Origin of the sequence: Streptomyces sp. NPDC060027 (genome assembly GCF_042737005.1) — a bacterium.
In the GTDB taxonomy this organism is placed as follows: Bacteria; Actinomycetota; Actinomycetes; order Streptomycetales; family Streptomycetaceae; genus Streptomyces.
In genome coordinates, this window is record NZ_JBHWVI010000024.1 from 1 (window position 1) to 22,868 (window position 22,868).

The window sequence follows — 22,868 nt, forward strand, 5'->3', positions numbered from 1 at the left end:
CAGTTCGTGAACCGATCCGTCAGGGCTGCGCGGTGAGTGCGAAGCTCTGCGCGGCCGATCCGTCACAGGCGCGCTGGGTGAGCTGCACGCTGTTCGCCGCGGAGGCCGCCGCGCTCAGGCACTTGCCGCTGTGCCGGGCGGTGAAGTGGTAACGCCCGCCGCTCTCCTTCACCGGCTGCCACTGCTGGTTCTGCCCGCCCGACCAACTCCACAGCTGCAAGGGCGCGTTGTCGGCCGTCGAGCGGTCGGTGACATCGACGACCCGCTGCGGATCCGGGCGGAGCGTGATCCGTGTGTAGCCGCTGTCCGTCGAGCGGAACTGGAACTGCTGAGCCTGCGTGCCGTTGCACGCGTACTGCTGGACCGCGGTGCCGTTCGCGGTGCCGGCCGCACGGGCGTCCACGCAGGTGCCGTTGCCGGAGTCGGCCAGCGAGTACCACGTGGTCTCGGAGATCGGATCCGCCGGTGGCACCGGCGTGCCCGCCCCGCCGAGCCACTTCAGCCCGTCCAGCAGGAACCGGTTCTGTGTCGCACTGGTGAACGTCGACGACAGTGTGGTGTTCGTCGCGTAGTCCATCGCGTTGTGACCGAAGTTCGCGTACAGCATGCGGTACTTCGCGTTGGTCCACAGAATCGGGTAGTAGCCGCTGTACCAGGTCTGTGCGGGGTCCGTGCCCAGCGGGAAGCTGCTGGGGTCGATCGAGGCGAGAATCCGGATGTCCGGGTTCTGCCGCAGGTCGTTGGACCAGCTGTACCACTCGCTGACCGACGAGGTGAACGTCGTCGGCAGGTTCGCGGTGGAGGGGTGCGTCCGGTCCTCCACCTTCAGGACGGCGGTGGTCGGCCCCCAGGTGTTGGAACGGAAGTTCCCCGTGCCGAGGAACTGGTTGTGGTACCAGGGCCAGTTCTGCGCCTCGGTGGTGAACGCCGAGACATGGAAGCCCAGCCAGCCGCCGCCGGCGCGCATGTACTGCTCGAAACCGGCGCGTTGGGCCGCGCTCTGCGGCAGGTCGTCGAGGAACAGGACGACCTGGTACGCGTTCACGCCGCCGTTGCTGAGCAGGTCCCAGTTGTTGCTGGCCGTGTAGGTGAAGCCGTTCGCCGCGGCCTGCTGGGGGAACCAGTCGTTGGCCTCGTGGACGAAGCTGATGTGGGCGGCGTCCCAGGTGCCGTTGTAGAGGGCGAGCACCTTGAAGGGGGCCGCCGTGGTGCTCGCCCGCGCGGCCGGCGGTGACGCGAGGCCGAGCAGGGTCGCCAGCAGGACGAGGACCCCGAGGATCCCGCGTGCCGGACCGGATCTGCTGATGCGCATCGGACGCTCCTTCCCGTACGGGTCAGGGATAGCTGACGAGATTGGCGACATTGGTCGAGGAGTTGGACGGCCCGCCCCGGTCGTTGATCACGTGCCGGATGGTTCCCGTGCCGCCCAGGGAGACCGTCACCATGTCCTTGAAGCGCACGTTCGCGTTGCTGGGCGCCTCGATGGCGTGCTCGGCGGCGACGGAGGAGTTGACGTTGAAGTAGCAGTAGCTGCCGAAGCCGTACACCTGATGACTCGTCACGGAGGCCGCGACCTTGTAGGCGGCGTAGCCCTGCGTCGAGCCGTTCATCCACGCGGCCTGGTTCGGCGGGTCGTAGGGCATCTCGTTCTGGTAGAAGTACGTGCGGCCGCCGTTGCCGTTCCAGATGGTCTGGTGCTTCTGATAGTGCTCGACGAACAGGCCGTACATGGTCACGTCGTCACCGTTCACCACGAGCCCGGTGTCGGCCGTGTTGCTCGTCCAGCCGACTCCGCTGCCGTGGTCCGCGCGCCACAGCCACAGATGGTCGCCGATGACGTCGTCACTGTTGATCGTCAGACTGGTGGTGGCCTTTCCGACGCCCGCGCCGCCGATGCGGAAGAAGACGTCGTGCAGGGAGCTCGGATCGGCGCTGTGGTCCGCGGAGGAGCCGCTCGGCCCCATCTCCAGCAACTGCGCGGAGTTGGTGGTGCCCGCGTCGATCAGCAGCCCGGCGAGCCGTACGCCGTTCACATCGGCGACCGTCATGGCGGTGATGCCGTTGTCGGGGACGATCGTGGCGAGACCGAGGCCCAGCACCACCGTGTCGGCCCTGGTGACCTTGAGCGTCTGGTCCAGGTGGTAGACACCCGGCGTCACGAGCAGGTTCTTGCCCTGGGCCAGTGCGTCGTTCAGCTGCGCCGCCGTCGCGCCGGGCTTCACCACGAAGAAGTCGGAGAGTGGCAGGGACGTGCCCGCCGGAGTCCCCGAACTCCAGCTTGTACCAGATGAGTTGGTGCGCACGGACGGCACGAACACCTTCCAGGCGCCCGCCGTGTCGACGTACAGGAAGGGCTTCTCGCGGGACACCGGTGTCTGGTCCACCGTCGTGTACGGCGGGCTCGGGAACCTGTTCGCGGGGGCGTTCCGCGCGCCGACGAACACCATGTTCCAGTTGGAGCCCGCCCAGTTCGACCACTCGGTGTTCCGCGACAGCCACTGCTGCTGCGAACCGGAGTTGACCTGACCGTCGATCTTCGTGTCGGCCATGTAGCCGCCGCTGGACCAGCCGCCGTCGTCCAGCGCCAGGTTGCCGCGCAGATGCATCCGCCGGTACGGCGCGGCCTGCGACACCGCCCACCGGTCCGAGCCGGAGGTGGGAGTCACCGACAGGTTCTCCGCCGAACGCCAGAAGTTCTGGGTCGCGTTGCCCTGGAACCAGTCCGCCTCGGTGTGCACCGCGCCCCGGATCGTGACGTCGTCGGGGGACAGGCCGAGACCCGCCACCTGGGTGTAGAAGCCGACGTTCGCGTTGGCGCTGTAGGTGCCGGGCTTGAAGAGGAAGGCCTTGCGGGCGGTGCCGAACTGGTTGGTCTCCTGCTGGGAGAAGGCCGAGTCGAGGCTGCTCTGGATGGTGGCGGCCGGGGTCGAGGGGTCGAAGACGGTGACGTTGGGGCCCAGGTCCGGTGTGCCGGGCGGCTGTTGGGTGTCCACCGCGTTGACGTGGAAGGACTGGGCCGCCGTGCCGTTGCAGGTGTACTGGTGGAGCTGCACGCTGTCGGCGGTGGAGGCGCTCGGCACGTCGAGGCACTTGCCACTGTTGCGGTTCACGAAGTGGTAGGCCCCGCCGGTCTCCGCCACGGCCTGCCACTGCTGATTGGCGCCGCCGCCGTAGGCCCACAGCTGCACCAGCGCGTCGTCCGCGGTCGAGACGTCGGTGACGTCCCAGGCCTTCGTGGCGTCGGCCCGGTTGTCGACCTGGGAGTAGCCGCTCGACGTGGCGGCGAACTGCCACTGCTGGGCCTGGCTGCCGTTGCAGGCGTACTGCTGGACCGCCGTGCCGTTCGCGGTGCCGGCCGCGCGCGCATCGACGCACTTGCCGCTGCCCGCGTTGACGACGGTGGACCAGCCGGTCGGCACCGCGGCCGCCTGCGCGACCGCGCCGTTCCGGGCGACCGCGTCCTGCGAGGCGAGGGTCAGGCCCGACACCGTTGTCGCCACGAGGGCGGTGACCGTCAGCAATCTGAAGGTCCGGTGGCGACCGGACCTTCTTCCGGATCGGGGCAGGGGGAATCTGGACATGGGGGACACTCCTGCATGGGTGGGGGTTCATGTCTGTGAATGGCGAATGCATTCATGGAGTCGTGGTGATCGGTGAACCTAAAGGTCTGCACCAAAGTCGTCAAGATGTGAAACAAGGAACGCTTTGAAATCGGCTGACAGCGCGAGGAGTTGAACGTCCGGAGGGCGTGCTGTCCGCTGAACTCGGCCGTGTGGAAGGGGCGTTCATCGGCGCGGCGCGGTGGAGCTCGGCGTCGGCATGGTCGCCGGACCGGCCGGGCGACCCGCGCGGGGATCACGACGACGTGCGCCTTCGTCCGCGGCGGAACGCGGTTCACTTCTTGAATGGTGCGTCATGTGCGGTGTGCCGGGGCGAAGTTGCCACGGATCGGTGGTCTGTGGAGGGGATCGTCCCGTGGGAAGGTTCGGCCGTCCCGGCCCTCCGTGGCGCTCTGCCGGACCGCCCCTTCGGATGTGTGGTTCCTTACAAGGCGGTGACATGACGGCGAACCCCACCCACCTCACCCGCATCTCAGGGCACTCTGGTCCCGGGCCGGTGACTCCTGTGGCGGAGCCGCAGCGAACTCCACCGGCCACCGCGCCGACCGGCACCGCCGGTTCGTGTCCCGCGGCAAGGGAAGCGGCTGCCGCGGAACAGCGCCCCGGAGCACCTCCGGGGCGCCGTGCGTGTTCTCGCGGTGCCCGGTGCCCGGTGTGCCGTGCCCTTGTACCGCTAGTCCGTGGTCGTGCCCCGGCGTTCGGATTCGAAGCGGACGAGGGCGGCCTGCACCCGGTCCAGAATCGTCTCGGCGTCGGCCGTCGCGTCGACCCTCAGCCCGGGTTCGTCGTCGAGCAACGGCTGGAGGGTGTCGTACTGGGACTCGAGCAGTCCCTCGGGCATGAAGTGGCCGGAGCGGTGCGTGATGCGCCGGCGGGCGATCTCGCGGTCGAGGTCCAGGTGCACGAACCACACGCCGGGCCCGGCCGCACGCAGCAGCTCCCGGTAGGGGAGTTTGAGGGCCGAGCAGGAGACGACCGCGCTCCGCCGGGACCGGCTCGTGTCGCGGATCCAGTTCGCGAGCGTGTGCAGCCACGGTTCGCGGTCGGCGTCGTCGAGCGGCAGGCCCGCGCTCATCCTGGCGATGTTCCGCGGTGGGTGGAAGTCGTCGCCCTCCACGAAGGGCACATTGAGACGCTGGGCGAGCTTCGTCCCGAGCGTGCTCTTGCCGGACGCCGAGACGCCCATGACGACCACGATCGTCGGTGCGCTCCCGGGTGATGACATGCGGCGTCTCCTGGATCGGTCCGGCAGGACGTGGGTGGCCCTCGCCGGAATCCTGGGGGGAGCCCCGGGACGTCGGGCTCACGCGGCGGCGCGGTTCCCGCGGAATGCACCCGGATGGGTGCGCCGCGACGGAGGCCGGTGCCGCCCCTCGCCGTGGGCCCGTGCCCTGGCGGCCGAAGTGCCGCCGGGGCGGATCCCTGTTGAGATGCCTCCATGAGTGGTGTGGAGCGCCCGCCCGGCGGGCGGACGGCGAGGAGTCTGCTTCCCTACCGGCCGGCACAACTCGGTGCGGCCTCCGGAGCGGGGACGGAGTTCTGGGACGGAACCGGCGGACCCCCGCATCAAGACGTCCTCGACTCGGTGGAGTTCTTCGTCGTTCCCTACGGTCTGACGTCGGTGTCCGTGCCGCTGCTGCGGCGCATGCCCCGGCTGCGGGTGGTGCAGAGCCTGTCGGCGGGTGTCGACGACCTCGTGCCGCACATCCCGGCGGGTGTGACGCTCTGCAACGCCGGAGGTGTGCACGACGCCAGCACGGCGGAACTCGCCCTCACCCTGACGCTGGCGTCGCTGCGCGGTGTCCCCGGCTTCGTACGGGCGCAGGACGACGGGACCTGGCAGAGCGGCTATTTTCCCTCGCTGGCCGACCGGACGGTCCTGATCTGCGGCTACGGCTCCATCGGCCAGGCCGTGGAGGAACGGCTCGCGGGCTTCGAGTGCGAGGTCGTACGGGTCGCCCGAACCGCCCGACCGGGGCCGCGCGGGCCGGTGCGCTCCATCGCCGAACTCCCCGGTCTCCTGCCCGGCGCCGACGTCGTCGTGCTCACCCTTCCGCTCACGGAGAGGACCCGGCGTCTGGTGGACGCCGAGTTCCTCGCCGCGTTGAAGGACGGTGCCCTGCTCGTCAACGTGGCGCGGGGCGCCGTCGTGGACACCGGCGCCCTGGTGGCGGAGCTGGAGCGCGGACGGCTGGCGGCGGCCCTCGACGTGACGGACCCCGAGCCGCTGCCCGAGGGACATCCGCTGTGGCGGACCCCGAACACATTGATCACCCCTCATGTCGGGGGCAACTCGTCGGCGTTCCCGCCGCGCGCGCTGAGCCTGGTCAGGGCTCAACTGCTCCGCCATCTCGCGGGGGAGGACCTGGTGAACGTGATCCTCCCGCCTTCGTCGTGAGGCGCGCTCGCGCCGCGGGGCACCGGGCGCCGTGCGGTTGCTCCGCCCGGGGGACCCGGCTACTTCCAACGGCCGAGCGAGGCGAGTCCGCCCTCGCCGACCCCGGGCCGGAGTGCTTGCCTCGGTGCGGGGCCTGCGGACCCGAAGCCGACGTGGTCGCGGCGGGCAGTTCCCGGCAGAGGCCCCGACACCGGCGTCGTGCCGAGCGGGCATGCGCGGGGTGAGTCGGCAGGCCGGCGGCACGTCCGGTCCCGGCGACGGCGCACCGACGAATGGGAGACGGCAGTGACCTCAGGCGTGGACACGGGTGGGCAGCTTGCGGCGCTGCCGCTGCTGCGGGGCCAGAAGGCCCTGGTGACCGGGGCGAACTCCGGAATCGGACTGGCGACGGCGATCGCGCTGGGCCGGGCGGGCGCCGACGTCGTCGTCAACTACGTCGTCGGGCAGGAGGCGGCCGAGGACGTGGTCCGGCAGATCCAGGGCTTCGGCGTACGGGCCTTCGCCCATGAGGCGGACGTGTCCGACGAGGGCCAGGTCGTCGGGATGTTCGCGCGCATGCTGGAGGAGTTCGGCACGATCGACATCCTGGTGGCCAACGCCGGCCTGCAACGGGACGCGTCGGTGACGGAGATGACCCTCGCGCAGTGGCACAAGGTCATCGACGTGAACCTCACCGGTCAGTTCCTGTGCGCGAGGGAGGCCACCAAGGAGTTCCTGCGGCGCGGTGTCGTGCCGGAGGTCTCCCGCTCGGCCGGAAAGATCGTCTGCATGAGTTCCGTGCACCAGATCATTCCGTGGTCCGGCCACCTGAACTACGCCGCGTCCAAGGGCGGCGTCCTGATGCTCATGCAGACGCTCGCCCAGGAGCTGGGACCCCACGGGATCCGGGTCAACGCGGTCGCGCCCGGCGCCATCAAGACCCCGATCAACCGCAGTGCCTGGGAGACACCCGAGGCCGAGCAGGAACTCCTGCGGCTGATCCCGTACCGCAGGGTCGGTGAACCCCAGGACATCGCCGCCGCGGTGACGGTGCTGGCCTCCGACCTCATGGACTACGTGGTGGGCACGACCCTGTTCGTCGACGGCGGGATGACGCTCTTCCCCGGCTTCGCCACCGGTGGCTGAGACGGTGACGTCCGCGCTCACGTCACCTCGGTGCCCGGCACCGCCTACCGTCGGCACCAGCCAATGAGGCCCGCATGAACAAGACATTCACCCTCCTGGCGGGCACTCCCGACCAACTGCTGCCCGCGCGCGAGATGATGGCCTTCACCCTGGCCTCCCACATCATCCTCGTGCCGCTGGGCGTGGCCCTGCCGTTCATCACCCTGGTGATGCACCATCGCGCCCTGCGCAAGAACGACCCGGTCGCCCTGCTGCTCGCCCGCCGCTGGTCGGCGGTCATGGCGGTGCAGTTCGCCGTCGGCATCGTGACCGGCACCGTGCTGTCGTTCGAGTTCGGGCTGCTGTGGCCGAAGATGATGGGCACCTGGGGAGACGTCTTCGGTCTCGGATTCGGGGTGGAGGCCTGGGCGTTCTTCCTGGAAGCGGTCCTGATCGCCATCTACCTCTACGGGTGGCGCCGCCTCCCGGCCTGGCCGCACTTCTGGCTCGCCACACCGCTGCCGCTCGCCGCGCTGATGGGTGCCTTCGGCATCATCGGCGCGAACTCGTGGATGAACACCCCGCAGGGCTTCACCCTGGACTCCCAGGGCAGGCCCACGAACGTCGACGTCCGCTCCGCCGTGTTCACGCCGATGTTCGGCCCCCAGTACTGGCACTTCGTCGTCGCGATGTTCCTCACGGCGGGCTATGTGGTGGCCGGGGTCTATGCGGTCGGCTGGCTGCGCGGGCGGCGGGACCGGTATCACCGGCTCGGGTTCTGCGTGCCGTTCACCGTCGCGGCGATCCTCACGCCCGTGCAGTTCTTCCTCGGTGACAACATCGCCCGGCAGGTCTACCAGAAGCAGCCGGTGAAGTTCGCCGCCGCCGAACTGGTCTGGAAGACCGATACGCACGTTCCCGAGTACCTCTTCGGCCGGCTGCATCCCGACGGGACCGTCACGGGGGGCATCAAAATCCCCCAGCTGGACTCGATCCTCGCGGGCGGCAGCCCGGGCACCAAGGTCACGGGGCTCACCTCGGTGCCGGCCGAGAACCGTCCCACCCCGACGCAGGCGACCATCGTGCACTGGACCTTCGACATCATGGCCGGCATCGGCACCGCGCTGATCCTCCTCGCGCTCTGGTACGGCTGGTGCTGGCTGCGGCGCCGTGACCTGCCCCGGTCGCCCTGGTTCTTCCGGTGCGCGGCGATCGCCGGAGTGGCCAGCGTGGTGACGGTCGAATGCGGCTGGATCACCACCGAGGTGGGCCGCCAGCCCTGGATCGTCTACCAGCACATGCGGGTCTCCGAGGCGGTCACGCCCACCGCGGCCAGCTCGCTGTGGACGATGTTCGGCATCGTGGTGGTCGTCTACGTCCTCATGTTCGGCACGTTCCTGGGCGTCGTACTGAAGATGAGCAGACGCTGGCGTCTGGCGGGCGCGAGCCCCGTCGGCGCGACCGGACACGAGCCGGAGGCCGACACACCCTACGGGCCCCGCCGGGAGAAGGTCGACGCGACGCGTGGCGCCTCCGCGTCACCGGAGTCCGGGCCGCCACCGGAGTCCGGGCCGCGGCCGGAGCCGGGAGACCCGCGATGACCGCCACGGTGGCCGCCTGGATCCTGCTGGTGGCGACGGCCGCCTACGCCTGTGGTGGCGGCGTCGACTACGGGGCCGGGTTCTGGGACCTGGTCGCCGGCGGCACCAAGCGGGGCAGACGGCCGCGCGGGCTGATCGACGACGCGATGGAGCCGGTCTGGGAGGTCAACAACGTCTGGCTGATCTTCGTCTTCGTCCTCATGTGGACCGGCTTCCCGGTCTTCTTCGAGACGGTGTTCAGCGCGATGTGGCTGCCGCTGGCCCTGGCGGCTGTCGGCATGGTGCTGCGCGGAGCGGGGTTCGCCCTGCGCAAACCCACCCACCGGCTGGCCCAGCGCCGGATCTTCGGAGCCGTCTTCGCCGTCGCCTCGCTGCTGACCCCGTTCTTCCTGGGCGCCGCGGTCGGCGGTGTGGCCTCCGGCCGCGCCGCCCCGGGCACCACCGCCTCCTCCGACGTGTGGGCCGGTCCGACCTCCGTCGTCGCCGGTCTCCTCGCCGTCGCGGCCACGGCGTTCCTCGGGGCCGTCTTCCTCACCGCGGACGCCCGCCGTTTCGACGCCCCGGACATGATCGTGTACTTCCGGCGGCGCGCCTGGTGCGGCCTCGCCGCCGTCGGAGTCCTGGCCCTGATCGGTCTCGACGTGACGCGCGAGCACACCACGTACGTCTACCACGGCCTGACCCACGGCCTGGGGTTGCTGCTGGTGATCCTCTCGGCGGTGGCGGCGGCGGCCACCGCGTGGCTGGTCGCCGGACGCTTCGCGGGCTGGGCCCGGTTCACCTCGGTGGGCGCCGTCGCCCTGGTGATCGCCGCGTGGGGCGCCGCCCAGCGGCCCTACCTGATCCCCACGTCCCTCACGGTCCAGCAGGCCGCCGGCGCGGCAGGTTCGCTGCACTGGCTGCTGATCGTCACGGCGATCGCGATCGTGCTCGTAGGGCCCGCGCTGGTGGTTCTGTACCGCCTCGACACGCGGGGTCTGCTCGAGGCCCAGACGGACGCGGACGTCGAGGGCGGCGCGGGCGGCGCGGGCCGCCCCGACGCGGTCTGACCCGCCGACCCGCCCACCGCACCGCTGAAACGGATCGGCGATGAAGAGGACCGCCGGTCGGCCCCGCTGAACGACCCCGGCGAACAGAAGCGCCGCTCCGCCCCCTCCGCGACGAGACGACCGTCAGCCGAGTTGACCGGCAGGGAGACAGCCGTGACGGACAATCAGATCCTGGAAGGCCTCGGACTGATCGTCGTCCTGGCCGTCGGATCCCAGCTGGTGGCGAGCCGGCTGCGGATCCCCGCCCTGATCGTCCTGCTGCCCGTCGGATTCGCCGCCGGTGCGCTGACCGACATCGTCAACCCCGACAATCTGCTCGGGGACGCCTTCTCCCCGATGGTGTCGCTCGCCGTGGCGGTGATCCTCTACGAAGCCGGACTCGGCCTGAACGTGCGCAAGCTGCAGGGACACATGCGGCGCGTCGTGGTGCGGCTGATCTGTCTCGGCGTACTGATCACCTGGGCGGCGGCGGCCGTTCTCGCCGTGCCGCTGCTGGGCATGTCGAACCGTTCGGCGATCATGCTCGGCGTGATCCTCGTCGTCTCGGGGCCCACCGTCGTCGGCCCGCTGCTCAACTTCGTACGCCCGACCGAGCGGCTCCAGCGCATCCTGATCTGGGAGGGGTCGCTGATCGACCCCGTCGGCGGCATTCTCGGGGCGCTCGCGTTCCACGCCGTCGTCACGAGCGACAGCAACGGCCTGGGCGGCAAGCTCGGTCAGTTCGCGGTGAGTTCGGCCGTCGGTCTGATCGGGGGCGCGGTGGGGGCCGCGGCGCTGTGGTTCCTGCTCAGCCGCCTGCACCTGGGCGAGGTGCTGGGCACGACGGCGCAGCTCGCCGCCGCGGTGGGCGTGGCGGCCGCCTGCGACGCGATCCGGGACGACACCGGACTCATCGCCGCGGTCGTCATGGGGATGGCCCTCGCCAACCTGCCGGGCATGTCCCTCCCGGCGCGCCGCCCCTTCCTCGAGACCCTGGTGTCGCTGATCATCGGGCTGCTGTTCATCTCCATCTCGGCCACGGTCACCCCGGCTTCCCTGCGGCACGTCATTCTGCCCACGCTCGTTCTCGTCGCCGCCCTGGTCCTGGTGATCAGGCCGGTGATCGCGTTCCTCTCCACCGCGGGAACGGACGTGCCCCGCGGCGAGAGGGCGTTCATCGGATGGATGGCGCCCCGCGGAATCGTCGCCGCGGCCACCGCCTCGACCTTCTCCGCCACCCTGGTCGCCGACCACGTCGGCGGCGCCCAGAAGATCCTGCCCGCCACCTTCCTGGTGATCGTCACCACGGTGACGCTGTACGGGCTCAGCGCGCACCCCGTGGCCCGACGCCTGGGCGTGCTGCGCCCGGCGCGCGCCCGCCCGCTGCTCGTGGGCGGCGACCTCTGGGCGATCGACCTGGGACGAGCCCTTCGTGCCGCCGGCCTCGACGTCCTGATGTGGGCCGGACGAGAACAGCAACGCGACCTGATCCGGGCCGCCGGACTGCACCTGGCGCCGGGTGAACTGCTCGCCGCGGCCACCGGCGAGGGAGCGGAGCTCGAAGGAATCACCGGGGTCCTGCTGCTCACCGAGGAGGACGACTTCAACGCGCTGGCGTCGGCGACCCTGCGCGGCAGCGTCGACGGGTTCGTCCACCGGCTGGGGCCGCCCGGTCTGAGTCACGGCGTGGTCGCCCCCTACACGTCCGGCGACACCCTGTTCGGCGCCGGACTCAACCGACCGGAGCTGGCCCGCCGCTACGCGGACGGCGCCCGGATCACCTCCCGCCCCGCCGGAGAGGGCGTCCCGGCCGGGCACGCGTTGCTGTTCCTCGTACGCCCCGACGGGCGGCTGGACCCGGTCACCGGGACCCGCAGCCCTCAGCCGGGGGCCCAGGACACCGTGATCCTGCTCGGTCCGTCCCGGGCGCCCTGGACGGACCGAACAGACTGACGACGGCGGTCGGGGCCACTCGCCCGGTCCCGGCCCGGACCCCAACGGGTCAGTACGGATTGCGGTCCGCCGTGTGGCTGGATCTCATGGTTCTCATGCAGCAACAAGCCTCTGGGCCAGACGACCTCGTGCCGCCGATGGAGCGTTCGCACTGGGTGGCCTTCGCCGGAATCCTGCTGATGGTCAGCGCTCTGTTCAATCTTCTCAACGGCTTCGTGGCGATCTTCAACCACGGCTACTACTCGAAGGTGTACTCCCAGGGCAACCGGTTGCTCATCTTCAACTTCACGGCCTGGGGCTGGATCTTCGTTGTCATCGGCATCGTGATGGCCCTGGCGAGTCTCGGTGTGTTCGTGGGCTCCAGGGCGGCGCGGCTGACGGGCATCTGCCTGGCCGCGTTCTGCCTCGTCGCGCAGATGATCTTCCTTCCGGTCTACCCGTTCTGGTCGGTGTTCACGATGCTCGTCTCCCTGCTGGTCATCTACGGCCTGCTGGTCGAGCCGAAGCATGTGCACGGAGCGCGGGTCTAGCCGGATTCCGACGCCGGAAGCCGTGCCCCGCGAAGGGCACGGCTTCCGGCGCGTCACCGGCTGCAAGAGCCGGCCGCTCACAGCAGGGCGATCGGGTTGACCGGTGAGCCGGTGGCGGCCGGGAGCCGCAGAGGCGCGACCACGCACAGGAAGGACCAGCGCCGCTCCTGTGCGCAGACGTCCGCCAGGTCCTCGAACTGCAGGTAGTCGAGCAGGTAGAGGCCCAGGGCGTGGATCGCCAGCACATGGGTCGGGAAGCCGATTCCGTCGACCGGGCTCGGGGCGGTGTCGTTGTTGCCGTCACCGCCGAGCGCGGCGACCTGCCGCTCCGCGAGGAGCTCGACCGCGCCGGGATGGATCCCCGCCCGCGCCCGCGCGGCGTCCCACGGCCCGAGCTCCGCGCGCCGACGGCGGTGGCCGACGCGGACGAACAGCAGGTCTCCCGCCCCGACCCCTACGCCCTGGGCCGCCTCGGCCGCGATGAGGTCCTCCGTGGTGACGCTGTCGCCCGGCTCCAGCCAGGGCACACCGCGCAGCCTCGGGATGTCGAGCAGCACACCGCGGCCCGCCAGCCCGTCGCGGACCGCGTCCACGGTCAGTTCGGTCGCCCCCTCGGCGGTCAGCGAGGACGCCGGGACACCGCCGTGCAGGGTGCCGTCGTAGATGACGTGGCAGAGCGCGTCGAGATGGCTGTCGGCGTCGCCGTGCACGTTCATGGCGAAGCGGTCGAAGGCGAAGTGCAGTCCCGGGGCGCCCGCCTCCCCGGCGACCGGACCGGTGAGCCGGTGGACCGCGGGCTCCGGGTTGTCGGGTCCGGGCCGGGTGTCCACCGGCGCCGCCATGGTGACGGTGCGTCCGGTCCTGACCTCGCCCGCGGCGGCCCGCAGCTGCTCGGGCGTGACACGGGGCGCTCCCCGGCCGGGGTCGGCGGCGCGGTCCCGGACGCGTCGGTACAGAGCCCCGAACTCCTCGGGACTCATCCGCGGCGCGTCGGCGGGTTCGATGGGATCGGGCATGAGGGTGCTCCCGGCGGTCTCAGCCGCGCAGCCGGTCGAGTGCCTCGTCGAGCGTGGTGGCCGCCATGATCAACGACAGATGGGTGAACGCCTGGGGGAAGTTGCCCAGTTGCTCACCGCTGGGGCCCACCTCCTCCGCGAAGAGGCCGACATGGTTGGCGTACGTGTGCATCTTCTCGAACGTGTAGCGCGCCTCGGCCAGCCGGCCGGAGCGGGCCAGCGCGTCGACGTACAGGAAGGTGCACAGACTGAAGGTGCCCTCCGAGCCGCGCAGGCCGTCCGGGGAGGCGGCCGGGTCGTACCGGTAGACGAGGCTGTCGGAGACCAGCGTCCGGCTCATCGCGTCCAGGGTCGACAGCCAGGTCGGGTCCTTCGCGCCGAGGAAGCCGACCCGGGGGATGAGCAGGAGGGAGGCGTCCAGGACGCCGCCGCCGTAGTACTGGACGTACGCCCGCTCCTTGTCGCTCCAGCCGCGCTCCATCACCTGTTCAAGGATGGTGTCGCGCGCCCTGGTCCAGCGGGCGGTGTCCGCCGGCCGGCGCCATTGATCGGCCAGGCGCAGACCGCGGTCGAAGGCGGACCAGCACATCACCCGGCTGTAGGTGAAGTCCTTGCGCCCGCCGCGGGTCTCCCAGATTCCCTCGTCGGGACGGTCCCACTGGTCGGCGAGCCAGTCCAGGGTGCGGGCGACGGCCTTCCAGCCGGCGTAATCGGCCTGGAGGCCGATCTCACGACCCTGCGACAGGCCGTAGAGGGCCTCGCCGTAGATGTCGAGCTGGAGTTGGTCGGCGGCGGCGTTGCCGACGCGTACGGGGTAGGAGCCGCGGTAGCCCTCGAAGTGCTCCAGGATCTCCTCGCCCAGCAGCGGAGTCCCGTCCACCCGGTACATGATCTGGAGTGCTTCCCCGTCCTGGTCCAGGCGTTCCATCAGCCGTTCGCGCAGCCAGTGGGTGAACGCCGTCGCCTCCTCGGCGAACCCGAGGTCGAGCAGGGCACGCAGCGACAGGGATCCGTCCCGTACCCAGGTGTAGCGGTAGTCCCAGTTGCGTTCTCCGCCGACCTGTTCCGGCAGGCCCATGGTGGCCGCCGCGACCGGGGCGCCGGTGGGCGCGTAGGTCAGAAGCTTGAGGGTGATGGCGGAGCGGTGCACCATGTCGGGCCAGCGGCCCCGGTACTTGGAGGTCCGCACCCAGCGCTGCCAGTACTCGACGGTCTCCGCCAGGTTGTCGGCGGACCCGTCCACGGTGGGTGGCGGCGGTGCGGCGGCGTCCGGCCCGTCCACCGTGAACACGGCCGTCGCCATCTCGCCGGCGTTCAGGGTGACGGTGCTCCTGACGTCCTGTCCGTCCCGCTCCAGGGGAAAGGTGCTCCGCAGGAACGCGGTGATGCCCGGGCCGCGGAACACGGCGCCGTCGGGATCGAGGGCGAGTTCGTGGCCGGCCCGCCCGTAGTCGAAGCGCGGGCGGCACTCCAGGGCGAACCGCATGGTTCCCCGGACCGTCCGAACGGCCCGGAAGAGCCGGTGCCGGGCGGACGCGGTGCCGGAGCGGTCCGGCGGCATCCAGTCGAGGACCTCGCCCACCCCGTCCGGTGACATGAACCGCGTCACCAGCACCGCCGTGTCCGGATAGTAGAGCTGCTTCCAGGAGCCCTCCGGGTGGGAGGGCGCCAGCCGGAAGTAGCCTCCGCCGTCGTGGTCGAGCAGCGCGGCGAAGATGCTGGGGGAGTCGAAGCGCGGGGCGGCGAACCAGTCCACGACACCCTTGGACGAGACCAGAGCGGAGGACTGGAGATCGCCCACCAGGCCGTGCTCGGCGATGGGCGGATAGCGGTCCATGGTGATCCAATCTCGAGGATCCAGGCCTCTTCACTATCCGACATCGGCGGCATGTCCGCTTGTTCTGTCCGGTCGTCCTCTCCGGGATCCCGGATCGGGCGGTCCGCGCGGTGGTGGACGCGGCTGGATTGCCGAACACCGGCTGGCCGGGGTTACTGGAGAGGTCCGCTCGATGTCGACGAGGCGCGCACCGGTGTCCCGGGAGGTACCTGCATGGACATGATCCATGTGCGCATGGTGAGTCCCGCCCCGCTGACCGAAGCCGCGGTCGCCCTCCTCGCGGCCGACCCGAGTGTCCTCAACCTCGTGGTGCAGCCCGGCATCGCCCGGAAGCCGGACGGCGACGCCCTCGCCTGCGACGTGCTGACAGGAGGGGCGAACGACGTGCTCCGCGGTCTGCGGGGGCTGCGCCTCGACGAGGTGGGCTCCATCGTCATCGAGCCCGTCGACATGGCGTTCTCCGGACGCGCCGCGCGGGCCGGTGCCGAGCGGCTCGGGGCGCTCTCGCGGGCGCCCGTCTGGGAAGCGGTGGAGGCGCGCATCCGGGCGGAGGGCACGTACGCGCCGAGCTTCTACCTCTACCTGGTGGTCGCCGGACTGATCGGCGCGGTCGGCATCGTGACCAACTCGCAGATCCTGATCGTCGCGGCCATGGTCGTCGGACCCGAGTACGGGGCCATCGTCAGCGTCGCGCTGGGCATCGACCGGCACTCGGGGCCGAGAATCCGCAAGGGGCTGACCGCCCTGACGGTCGGGTTCGCGCTGGCCGTCGTGGCCACCTTTCTCTTCGGCCTGCTGATCCGTGGGTTCGGCCTGGAGTCCAGGGCGTTCGGCCTCGGCGTGCGCCCCGTCTCCCATCTGATCGACACGCCCGACTTCTTCTCGGTCGCGGTCGCCACGCTGGCCGGGATCGTGGGCATCGTCTCGCTGACCGAGGCCAGGACGAGCGCCCTGCTGGGCGTCTTCATCTCCGTCACCACCATCCCCGCGGCCGCCGACCTCAGCGTCTCCGCCGCCTTCGGGAGCTGGAGCGAGGCGCGTGGCTCCTTCATCCAACTCCTCATCAACGTGGCCGTGTTGATCGTGGTGGGCACGCTCGCGCTCAAGGGCCAGCGCGCCGTCTGGTGCCGGGTAGGCCGTCGCCGCGTCCGAGCCGCCGGGTGACGGACCGACGGGCACGGGAGGACGCGCGGGGCGGGAGCGTCCGGTCCGCCCGGGGGGAAGTGTCAGACTGACGCCATGGACGAGCGCGCATTCGACAGGTCGGGTCAGCATGCTTCCGTCATCGGTCTCGGCACCTGGCAACTGGGGGCCGACTGGGGCGAGGTGAGTGAGAAGGACGCCCTGGCCGTGCTGGAGACGGCGGCGGAGTCGGGAGTGACCTTCTTCGACACCGCGGACGTGTACGGCGACGGGCGGAGCGAGGAGACCATCGCGACCTTCCTGCGCGGCAGGCCGGACCTGCACGTCATGGTCGCCACCAAGATGGGCCGCCGGGTCGACCAGGTCCCGGAGAACTACGTCCTCGACAACTTCCGCGCCTGGAACGACCGCTCCCGCCGCAACCTCGGCGTCGACCGGATCGACCTGGTGCAGCTGCACTGCCCGCCGACGTCCGTGTACTCCTCCGACGCGGTGTACGACGCCCTCGACACCCTGGTCGAGGAGGAGCGGATCGCGGCGTACGGCGTGAGCGTCGAGACGTGCGACGAGGCACTGACCGCGATCGCGCGCCCGAACGTGGCGAGCGTCCAGATCATCCTCAACCCCTTCCGTATGAAGCCCCTGCGGCAGGTCCTGCCCGCGGCCCGGGAGGCGGGCGTCGGCATCATCGCGCGGGTCCCGCTGGCCTCCGGGCTGCTTTCCGGCAAGTACACCAAGGACACCGTCTTCGCCGCGGACGACCACCGGACGTACAACCGCCACGGCGAGTCCTTCGACCAGGGTGAGACCTTCTCCGGGGTCGACTTCGCGACGGGCGTGGAGGCGGCCGCCGAGTTCTCCGCCCTGGCCCCCGAGGGGTACACGCCGGCCCAGCTGGCGCTGCGCTGGATCGTCGCGCAGCCGGGCGTGACGACGGTGATCCCGGGTGCCCGTTCACCCGAGCAGGCCCGTGCCAACGCGGCGGCCGCGAAGCTGCCCGAGCCGTCGCGCACGACGCTGGACGCCATCGGGGAACTGTACGAGCGGCGCATCAAGGAGCAGGTCGAGGGCCGCTGGTAGCAACCGGCGGACCCGGCGGCGGGACCCGCCAGCTATCGAGGCCCCGCCGCCGGGCCATGTCGGTCCCCGGAGGGCCGCGGCGCCGGGAGCGCGCCGAGCTGCCGGTCGTGCAGGCGGCTCAGCAGCAGCACCGAGACGGTCGCGCCGATCAGGGCACAGAACATGTCCCACTGGGTGTCCCACACATCGCCCTGGGTCGCCAGGAAGTCGTCCGCCGCGTGTCCGCCGATCACGGCGGCGGCCCACTCGAACATTTCGAACACGGCACTGAAGGCGAGACACGCGCACACGGTCAGCGGCGCCAGCCACCGGCTGCCGCGCAGCGGTGACGTCCGGCTCAGCAGCTCCCGCACCAGGACGGCCGGCGCGAAGCCCTGCATGAGGTGCCCGAACCGGTCGTACGGGTTGCGGTCGAGCCCGAGACCGTCGCGCACCCAGTCGCCCAACGGCACCTGCGCGTAGGTGTAGTGACCGCCCGCCGCGAGCACCAGCGCGTGCGCCGCGAGAAGGCAGTACAGCAGATTCGTCAGCGGGAACCGCCGCCGGGTCAGCACCACCAGCGGCAGCCCGACGAGCACCCACACGGTCTCCAGCAGCCAGGTCGTCCGGTCGTGCGGATGCCAGGCGGAGAGTGCCGTGCCCGCGACCACCACCACGACGAGGACGGCCGGGAGGGCCCCGCGCGCGGAGCGCTCCGGAGGAGCGGGGTGCTGGGCGGGCGGGGCGAGGACTGATCCGGGCATGGCGGGCTCCTAGGTCCAGGTGGCCCCATGGTGGTGGAGGGCCGGGGCGGGCGACATGAGTACGCGTACTCACCCGACTGCTGTGTACAACAGGACGAACATGTTCGTGACGTACTTGTTCGCAACGAACATGTTCGTTACCTTGGAGGAGTGACAGAACACCCCGCCCCCCGCCCCAGCCGCCGTGAGCGCCCGGCGAAACCTGCCCTGACCAGGGACGGCATCATCGCGACCGCCGTCGCGCTGATGCGCGCCGAAGGTCTCCGGCGGGTCACCATGCGCCGCCTGGCGCAGGAACTCGACACCGGACCGGCCTCGCTCTACGTCTATGTGCGCAACACCGCCGAGCTGCACGCGGCGGTGCTCGACGACCTGCTCGGCGCCGTCGACCTGAGCCCGGTCCGCGCGGACGGCGACTGGCGCGACCGGCTCGTGCGGGTGCTCACCTCGTACACGGCCGTCCTCTTCGAACACCCGGGGCTCGCCCGCTCCGCGCTGGTGGCCCGCCCGTCCGGCGAGCGCTACCTCGACCTGGTCGAGGCGCTGCTGTCCCTGCTCGACGAGGGCGGTGTCCCCGGTGAGCGGGCGGCCTGGGCGATCGATCTGCTGCTCCAGTTCGCCACCGCCACCGCGGCGGAGCACGCGTCGGGGGAGAAGGACCCGGCCGACACGGAGGGTGAGTGGGCGGCGCTGGCCTCGGCGGTTCGCGGCGCGTCCCGCGAGCGGCACCCACGCATCGCCGCGCTGGGCGCGGACCTGCTCTCCGGGCCGGGCGAGGCCCGTCTGAACTGGGGCTTCCATGTCCTGATCGGCGGCGTCCTGCACACACCCCGGACCGACGCGCCCGAGGCACCGAGCGCGCCCACCCCACCCGACACCCCGTGAGCCCCACCGGCCCGCGCCCGTCACCACCACGCACCGTCGCCGAGAGCGACGGCTGCGCCCGCACCGGCACCCGACGGTCACCCCCGCACAAGGAGAACCAGCCATGACGAACACCCACCACCCCATCGCCGTGATCGGCGCCGGTCTCGGCGGCCTCACGCTCGCCCGCGTCCTGCACCTCAACGGCATCGAAGCCGCCGTCCACGACCTGGACGCCTCGCCGACCGCCCGCCCCCAGGGCGGCATGCTCGACCTGCACGAGGAGTCCGGCCAGGCCGCGCTGCGCGCCGCCGGGCTCTACGACGAGTTCCGCGCGATCATCCACGCCGGCGGGGAGGCCACCCGCATCGTCGACAAGGACGGCACGCTCCTGCGCGAGGACTCGGGCGAGGACGAGCTGCGCCCCGAGGTCTCCCGGGGCGCCCTGCGCGACGTCCTGCTCGGCTCGCTGCCCGAGGGCACCGTCCGCTGGGGCGCCAAGGTCACCGCCGTACGGACCGTCGACGGCGGTCGCCACGAGGTGACGCTCGCCGACGGACGCACCTTCACCGCCGACCTCCTGATCGGCGCCGACGGCGCCTGGTCCAGGGTGCGGCCGCTGCTCACCGACGCCACCCCGGCGTACGCGGGCCTGTCGTTCGTCGAGATGCACCTCGAAGACGCCGACACCCGGCACCCGAAGGGCGCGGCCGTGGTCGGCGGCGGTCTCCTGTTCGCGCTGTCCGACCGGAAGGGCTTCCTCGGCCACCGCGACCCGGACGGCTCCCTGCACGTCTACGCCGCGCTGCGGACCCCCGCCGACTGGGCCGTCTCCGGCCCTGTCGACTTCACCGACACCGAGGCGGCCAAGCGGAGCCTGCTGGAGCACTTCGACGGCTGGGACGACAGCCTGCGGTCCCTGATCGCGGAGGCGGACGGCACGCTCGTCGCCCGTCCGATCCACGCCCTGCCGGTCGGTGTGCGCTGGGACCGCGTCCCCGGTGTCACCCTCCTCGGCGACGCCGCCCACCTGATGTCCCCGTTCGCCGGCGAGGGCGCCAACCTCGCGATGCTCGACGGCGCCGAACTCGCCGAGGCCCTCGCCGCCCACCCGGACGACGTCGAGAAGGCCGTGACCGCGTACGAGGAGGCGCTGTTCCCGCGCTCGGCGCGGGCGGCGGCCGAGTCCGCGGCGAACCTGGAGGTCTGCTTCGGCCCGGGCACGCCGCAGAGCCTGCTCGACCTCATGGACTCCTACCGTCCCGACGCCGACCGACCCGGACAGCAAGGTATGTGACGGTCCGTCAAGTGCGCTGGGGGGCAGCCTCCTTGAGAGGCCGCCGGGCCCGCCGCACGGACCTGCCCTTCACCTCACCGTCACCCACGCGACGCACGGGTCCCTTCCGGCACTCCCGGGCGCCCTCTATCCTCGCGCCCGGGCCGGGGTCCGGGGCAGTCGCCGGGCGTCACCGGTCCGACTCGTCCTCGCACCACGTCCGTCGGAAGGTGACACCTCCCATGCGCCCCTCATGGCCGCGCACAGCAAGACGGTTCGGCGGCAGGTCCGCCGCCGTGCTCGTGACCACCGCCCTCGCCATGGCCGCTCCGTTCCCGGCCGACGCGGCCGTCCGTGCCGCGGAGCGGCCGGTGTCCCTCGTGGACCCGCTGATCGGATCGGCGAACGGCGGCAACACCTATCCCGGCGCCACCCTCCCGCAGGGGATGATCGGCTGGTCCCCGACCAGCACGACCGGCGATCAGACCGGCACCGGGGCCGCCAACGGCTACCAGTACGACACGACCCGCATCCGCGGTCTGAGCCTCACCCATGTCAACGGCGCCGGATGCCACCCCGGGGCCGCGGGCGACGTCCCGATCATGCCGTTCGTCGGTGACGTCACATCCTCGCCCTCGGCCGACAGCAAGGACGCGGTGTACGCGGCGAACTTCACGCACGCCGACGAGAAGGCCGTACCCGGGCGCTACTCGCTCGGCCTCGCGTCGGGCGCGTCGGCCGACCTGGCGGTGAGCAGCCGGGCGGGCGTCGCCGACTTCACCTTCCCGGCCGACCGCCCCGCCAGCGTGCTCTTCCGGGTCTCCAACTCGCTCAACGGCAGCGAGGACGCGCACGTCGACATCGACACCGCGCACCGCAAGGTGACCGGCTGGGTGCTGACCGGCGCGTTCTGCGGCCGCCGCGCCAACGGCGGCACGAACAACCGCAAGAGCTACTACCGGCTGTACTTCAGCGCGTCGTTCGACCGGGCCTTCTCCTCCGTCGGCACCTGGAAGAACGGCACTCTCTTCCCGGGCTCCACGACCGCCTCGGGCGGTGAGGGCTATGCCACCGGCGCGGACCGTGCGGGCCGCGGCTCCGGCGGGTACGTCGGGTTCGACACGGGTGCTGACAACGATGTCCACATGCGGGTGGGCATCTCGTACGTCGGTCTCGGCGGCGCGGAGGCGAACCTGCGCCGGGAGATCGCCCCGCACGCGAGCGTGGCCGATGTGGCCGACGCGGGCGCCCGGGCCTGGAACCGTGAGCTGAGCACCGTCCGTGTCGAGGGCGGCAGCACCGAGCGGCGCGCCACCTTCTACACGGCGCTTTACCACGCGCTCATGCAGCCCAACCTGATCAGCGACACCGACGGCCGCTACTACGGCATGGACGGCGCGGTGCACCGGCTCGCCCGCGGCCAGCGCGCGCAGTACAGCAACTTCTCGGGCTGGGACCAGTACCGCGCCCAGATACAGCTCCTCGCCCTGCTGAAGCCGCGCGTCGCGGGCGACTTCGCCCAGTCCCTCTACAACTTCGCGCGGCAGAACGACGGGGTCTGGGACCGCTGGGTGCACATCAGCGGCGCCACCCACGTCATGACGGGCGACCCCTCGGCGGCGACCCTGGCCACCTTCTACGCCATGGGCGTGCGCAACTTCGACTACGAGGGAGCGTTCGACTCCCTCGTACGGCAGGCCACCGTGCCACGCCCCGAAGGGCTGCTGGACGCCGGCTGCCCAGGGCAGTGCGTGGGGCAACGGCCCAATCTGGCACAGTATCTGACGTCGCATTACGCGGCGCACGACGTGTGCCACTGCTGGGGTGGCGCCGCCGAGACGCTGGAGGACGCGGTGGCCGACTCGGCGCTCGGCCGGTGGGCGGCGCTGCTGGGCCGCGACCAGGAGGCGGCGGTGTTCGCCGAGCGGGGCGCCTACTGGCGCAACGTCTTCAACCCCGCCGCCACGGCCGGCGCCGGCTACATCCAGGCCCGCAACCTCGACGGTTCCTGGGTGTCCCCGTTCAGCCCCGGCGGCGACCGCGGTTTCGCGCAGGGCACCAGTGCCACGTACACCTGGATGGTCCCGCAGGACGTCCAGGGGCTGGCCGCCGCCATGGGCGGCCGGGAGACGGCCGCGGCGCGGCTGGACGGCTTCTTCCACAAGGCCGACGGCTCCTGGTCCGTGCGCGGCGGGGACGCCCTGCGCTACGACCCCACCAACGAGCCCGGCATCCACGCGCCCTGGCTCTACAACGGGCTCGGGCAGCCCTGGAAGACGCAGGCGACCGTCCGGCAGATCCTCGACACCGTGTACGGCACCGGCCCCTCGGGGCTGCCGGGCAACGACGACCTCGGGACCATGTCGGCCTGGTACGTCTTCTCGGCGCTCGGTCTGTATCCGCAGACGCCGGGCAGCGCGAACATGCTCCTGGGTGCCCCGGTCTTCCCGCGCGCGGCGGTCCTGCGGCCGGGTGGGAAGAGCATCGCCGTCAGCGCGCCCGACGCGGACGCCACGCACGTCTACATCGAGGCCGCACGGGTCAACGGGCAGCCCACGCACCGCTCCTGGACCGGCGCCGGTCTCACGACCGGGGGCGGCACGGTGAGCTTCGAACTCGCCGAGCAGCCCGACACCCAGTGGGCCACCGGCCCCGACGACCTGCCGCGGTGACGG

17 protein-coding genes are annotated in these 22,868 nt (G+C 71.3%); 11 read left to right on the plus strand and 6 right to left on the minus strand.

Annotated elements, in window-relative coordinates; genetic code table 11:
• Window positions 1-19: 19 nt before the first annotated feature.
• The 3 genes from ACFWBT_RS08915 to ACFWBT_RS08925 all read right to left on the minus strand — a co-directional run bounded on the left by ACFWBT_RS08915 (window position 20) and on the right by ACFWBT_RS08925 (window position 4,845).
• On the minus strand, window positions 20-1,312 hold the full coding sequence (locus ACFWBT_RS08915; RefSeq protein ID WP_385697517.1) for a ThuA domain-containing protein: 1,293 nt from the start codon (window positions 1,310-1,312) through the stop codon (window positions 20-22).
• A gap of 22 nt (window positions 1,313-1,334) precedes the next feature.
• Window positions 1,335-3,581: an RICIN domain-containing protein gene (locus ACFWBT_RS08920; RefSeq protein WP_385697519.1), complete on the minus strand. Its 2,247-nt coding sequence runs from the start codon at window positions 3,579-3,581 to the stop codon at window positions 1,335-1,337.
• Window positions 3,582-4,293: 712 nt separating this feature from the next.
• Window positions 4,294-4,845, minus strand: coding sequence for a gluconokinase (locus tag ACFWBT_RS08925; RefSeq protein WP_385697521.1), 552 nt, complete (start codon window positions 4,843-4,845; stop codon window positions 4,294-4,296).
• A 213-nt stretch (window positions 4,846-5,058) separates the two neighbouring features.
• On the opposite strand from ACFWBT_RS08925, the gene ACFWBT_RS08930 reads away from it, so the two are divergent.
• From ACFWBT_RS08930 to ACFWBT_RS08955, 6 genes are all read left to right on the plus strand, one after another.
• Window positions 5,059-6,018, plus strand: a complete 960-nt coding sequence (locus ACFWBT_RS08930; protein WP_385697523.1) for a 2-hydroxyacid dehydrogenase — start codon at window positions 5,059-5,061, stop codon at window positions 6,016-6,018.
• A gap of 330 nt (window positions 6,019-6,348) precedes the next feature.
• Window positions 6,349-7,143 carry an SDR family oxidoreductase gene (locus ACFWBT_RS08935; protein WP_385697597.1) on the plus strand — a complete coding sequence of 265 codons (795 nt, stop codon included), beginning with the start codon at window positions 6,349-6,351 and terminating at the stop codon, window positions 7,141-7,143.
• A gap of 74 nt (window positions 7,144-7,217) precedes the next feature.
• The gene (locus ACFWBT_RS08940; protein WP_385697525.1) at window positions 7,218-8,723 is read left to right on the plus strand and encodes a cytochrome ubiquinol oxidase subunit I; all 1,506 of its coding nucleotides are present in this window, start codon (window positions 7,218-7,220) and stop codon (window positions 8,721-8,723) included.
• Window positions 8,720-9,772: a cytochrome d ubiquinol oxidase subunit II gene (locus ACFWBT_RS08945; RefSeq protein ID WP_385697527.1), complete on the plus strand. Its 1,053-nt coding sequence runs from the start codon at window positions 8,720-8,722 to the stop codon at window positions 9,770-9,772. Before ACFWBT_RS08940 ends, ACFWBT_RS08945 begins: the two co-directional genes overlap by 4 nt.
• A gap of 153 nt (window positions 9,773-9,925) precedes the next feature.
• Window positions 9,926-11,704: a cation:proton antiporter gene (locus tag ACFWBT_RS08950; protein ID WP_385697529.1), complete on the plus strand. Its 1,779-nt coding sequence runs from the start codon at window positions 9,926-9,928 to the stop codon at window positions 11,702-11,704.
• Window positions 11,705-11,841: 137 nt separating this feature from the next.
• Window positions 11,842-12,234, plus strand: coding sequence for a hypothetical protein (locus ACFWBT_RS08955; RefSeq protein ID WP_385697530.1), 393 nt, complete (start codon window positions 11,842-11,844; stop codon window positions 12,232-12,234).
• Between the two features lie 77 nt (window positions 12,235-12,311).
• Here ACFWBT_RS08955 and ACFWBT_RS08960 read toward each other — a convergent pair whose 3' ends face one another.
• Together ACFWBT_RS08960 and ACFWBT_RS08965 are read right to left on the minus strand one after the other, a co-directional pair.
• The gene (locus tag ACFWBT_RS08960; protein WP_385697531.1) at window positions 12,312-13,250 is read right to left on the minus strand and encodes a cyclase family protein; all 939 of its coding nucleotides are present in this window, start codon (window positions 13,248-13,250) and stop codon (window positions 12,312-12,314) included.
• A 19-nt stretch (window positions 13,251-13,269) separates the two neighbouring features.
• A complete protein-coding gene (locus ACFWBT_RS08965) occupies window positions 13,270-15,093 on the minus strand; it encodes a glycoside hydrolase family 15 protein (protein WP_385697599.1) in 1,824 nt (607 codons plus the stop codon).
• A gap of 207 nt (window positions 15,094-15,300) precedes the next feature.
• Between ACFWBT_RS08965 and ACFWBT_RS08970 the strand changes: the two genes are divergently transcribed.
• Together ACFWBT_RS08970 and ACFWBT_RS08975 are read left to right on the plus strand one after the other, a co-directional pair.
• Window positions 15,301-16,251: a DUF389 domain-containing protein gene (locus ACFWBT_RS08970; RefSeq protein WP_385697532.1), complete on the plus strand. Its 951-nt coding sequence runs from the start codon at window positions 15,301-15,303 to the stop codon at window positions 16,249-16,251.
• Between the two features lie 75 nt (window positions 16,252-16,326).
• Entirely contained in the window at window positions 16,327-17,310 is a 984-nt protein-coding gene (locus ACFWBT_RS08975; protein ID WP_385697533.1) for an aldo/keto reductase, read from the plus strand.
• 32 nt (window positions 17,311-17,342) lie between these two features.
• On the opposite strand, the gene ACFWBT_RS08980 is transcribed toward ACFWBT_RS08975, so the two are convergent.
• Window positions 17,343-18,053: a DUF2238 domain-containing protein gene (locus ACFWBT_RS08980; RefSeq protein WP_385697534.1), complete on the minus strand. Its 711-nt coding sequence runs from the start codon at window positions 18,051-18,053 to the stop codon at window positions 17,343-17,345.
• A 150-nt stretch (window positions 18,054-18,203) separates the two neighbouring features.
• On the opposite strand from ACFWBT_RS08980, the gene ACFWBT_RS08985 reads away from it, so the two are divergent.
• The 3 genes from ACFWBT_RS08985 (at window position 18,204) to ACFWBT_RS08995 (ending at window position 22,865) form a co-directional block, all read left to right on the plus strand.
• On the plus strand, window positions 18,204-18,938 hold the full coding sequence (locus tag ACFWBT_RS08985) for a TetR/AcrR family transcriptional regulator (protein ID WP_385697536.1): 735 nt from the start codon (window positions 18,204-18,206) through the stop codon (window positions 18,936-18,938).
• Between the two features lie 103 nt (window positions 18,939-19,041).
• Window positions 19,042-20,214: an FAD-dependent oxidoreductase gene (locus ACFWBT_RS08990; RefSeq protein ID WP_385697538.1), complete on the plus strand. Its 1,173-nt coding sequence runs from the start codon at window positions 19,042-19,044 to the stop codon at window positions 20,212-20,214.
• Between the two features lie 221 nt (window positions 20,215-20,435).
• Entirely contained in the window at window positions 20,436-22,865 is a 2,430-nt protein-coding gene (locus ACFWBT_RS08995; protein ID WP_385697540.1) for a GH92 family glycosyl hydrolase, read from the plus strand.
• Window positions 22,866-22,868: the final 3 nt, after the last annotated feature.

Bases quoted from the DNA above. Each gene is read 5' to 3' on its own strand.
- ACFWBT_RS08990 (WP_385697538.1), top strand. From the start codon at position 19,042: ATGACGAACACCCACCACCCCATCGCCGTGATCGGCGCCGGTCTCGGC.
- ACFWBT_RS08915 (WP_385697517.1), bottom strand. From the start codon at position 1,312: ATGCGCATCAGCAGATCCGGTCCGGCACGCGGGATCCTCGGGGTCCTC.
- ACFWBT_RS08955 (WP_385697530.1), top strand. From the start codon at position 11,842: ATGGAGCGTTCGCACTGGGTGGCCTTCGCCGGAATCCTGCTGATGGTC.
- ACFWBT_RS08975 (WP_385697533.1), top strand. From the start codon at position 16,327: ATGGACGAGCGCGCATTCGACAGGTCGGGTCAGCATGCTTCCGTCATC.
- ACFWBT_RS08940 (WP_385697525.1), top strand. From the start codon at position 7,218: ATGAACAAGACATTCACCCTCCTGGCGGGCACTCCCGACCAACTGCTG.
- ACFWBT_RS08960 (WP_385697531.1), bottom strand. From the start codon at position 13,250: ATGCCCGATCCCATCGAACCCGCCGACGCGCCGCGGATGAGTCCCGAG.
- ACFWBT_RS08920 (WP_385697519.1), bottom strand. From the start codon at position 3,581: ATGTCCAGATTCCCCCTGCCCCGATCCGGAAGAAGGTCCGGTCGCCAC.
- ACFWBT_RS08930 (WP_385697523.1), top strand. From the start codon at position 5,059: ATGAGTGGTGTGGAGCGCCCGCCCGGCGGGCGGACGGCGAGGAGTCTG.
- ACFWBT_RS08925 (WP_385697521.1), bottom strand. From the start codon at position 4,845: ATGTCATCACCCGGGAGCGCACCGACGATCGTGGTCGTCATGGGCGTC.
- ACFWBT_RS08995 (WP_385697540.1), top strand. From the start codon at position 20,436: ATGCGCCCCTCATGGCCGCGCACAGCAAGACGGTTCGGCGGCAGGTCC.
- ACFWBT_RS08970 (WP_385697532.1), top strand. From the start codon at position 15,301: ATGGACATGATCCATGTGCGCATGGTGAGTCCCGCCCCGCTGACCGAA.
- ACFWBT_RS08980 (WP_385697534.1), bottom strand. From the start codon at position 18,053: ATGCCCGGATCAGTCCTCGCCCCGCCCGCCCAGCACCCCGCTCCTCCG.
- ACFWBT_RS08945 (WP_385697527.1), top strand. From the start codon at position 8,720: ATGACCGCCACGGTGGCCGCCTGGATCCTGCTGGTGGCGACGGCCGCC.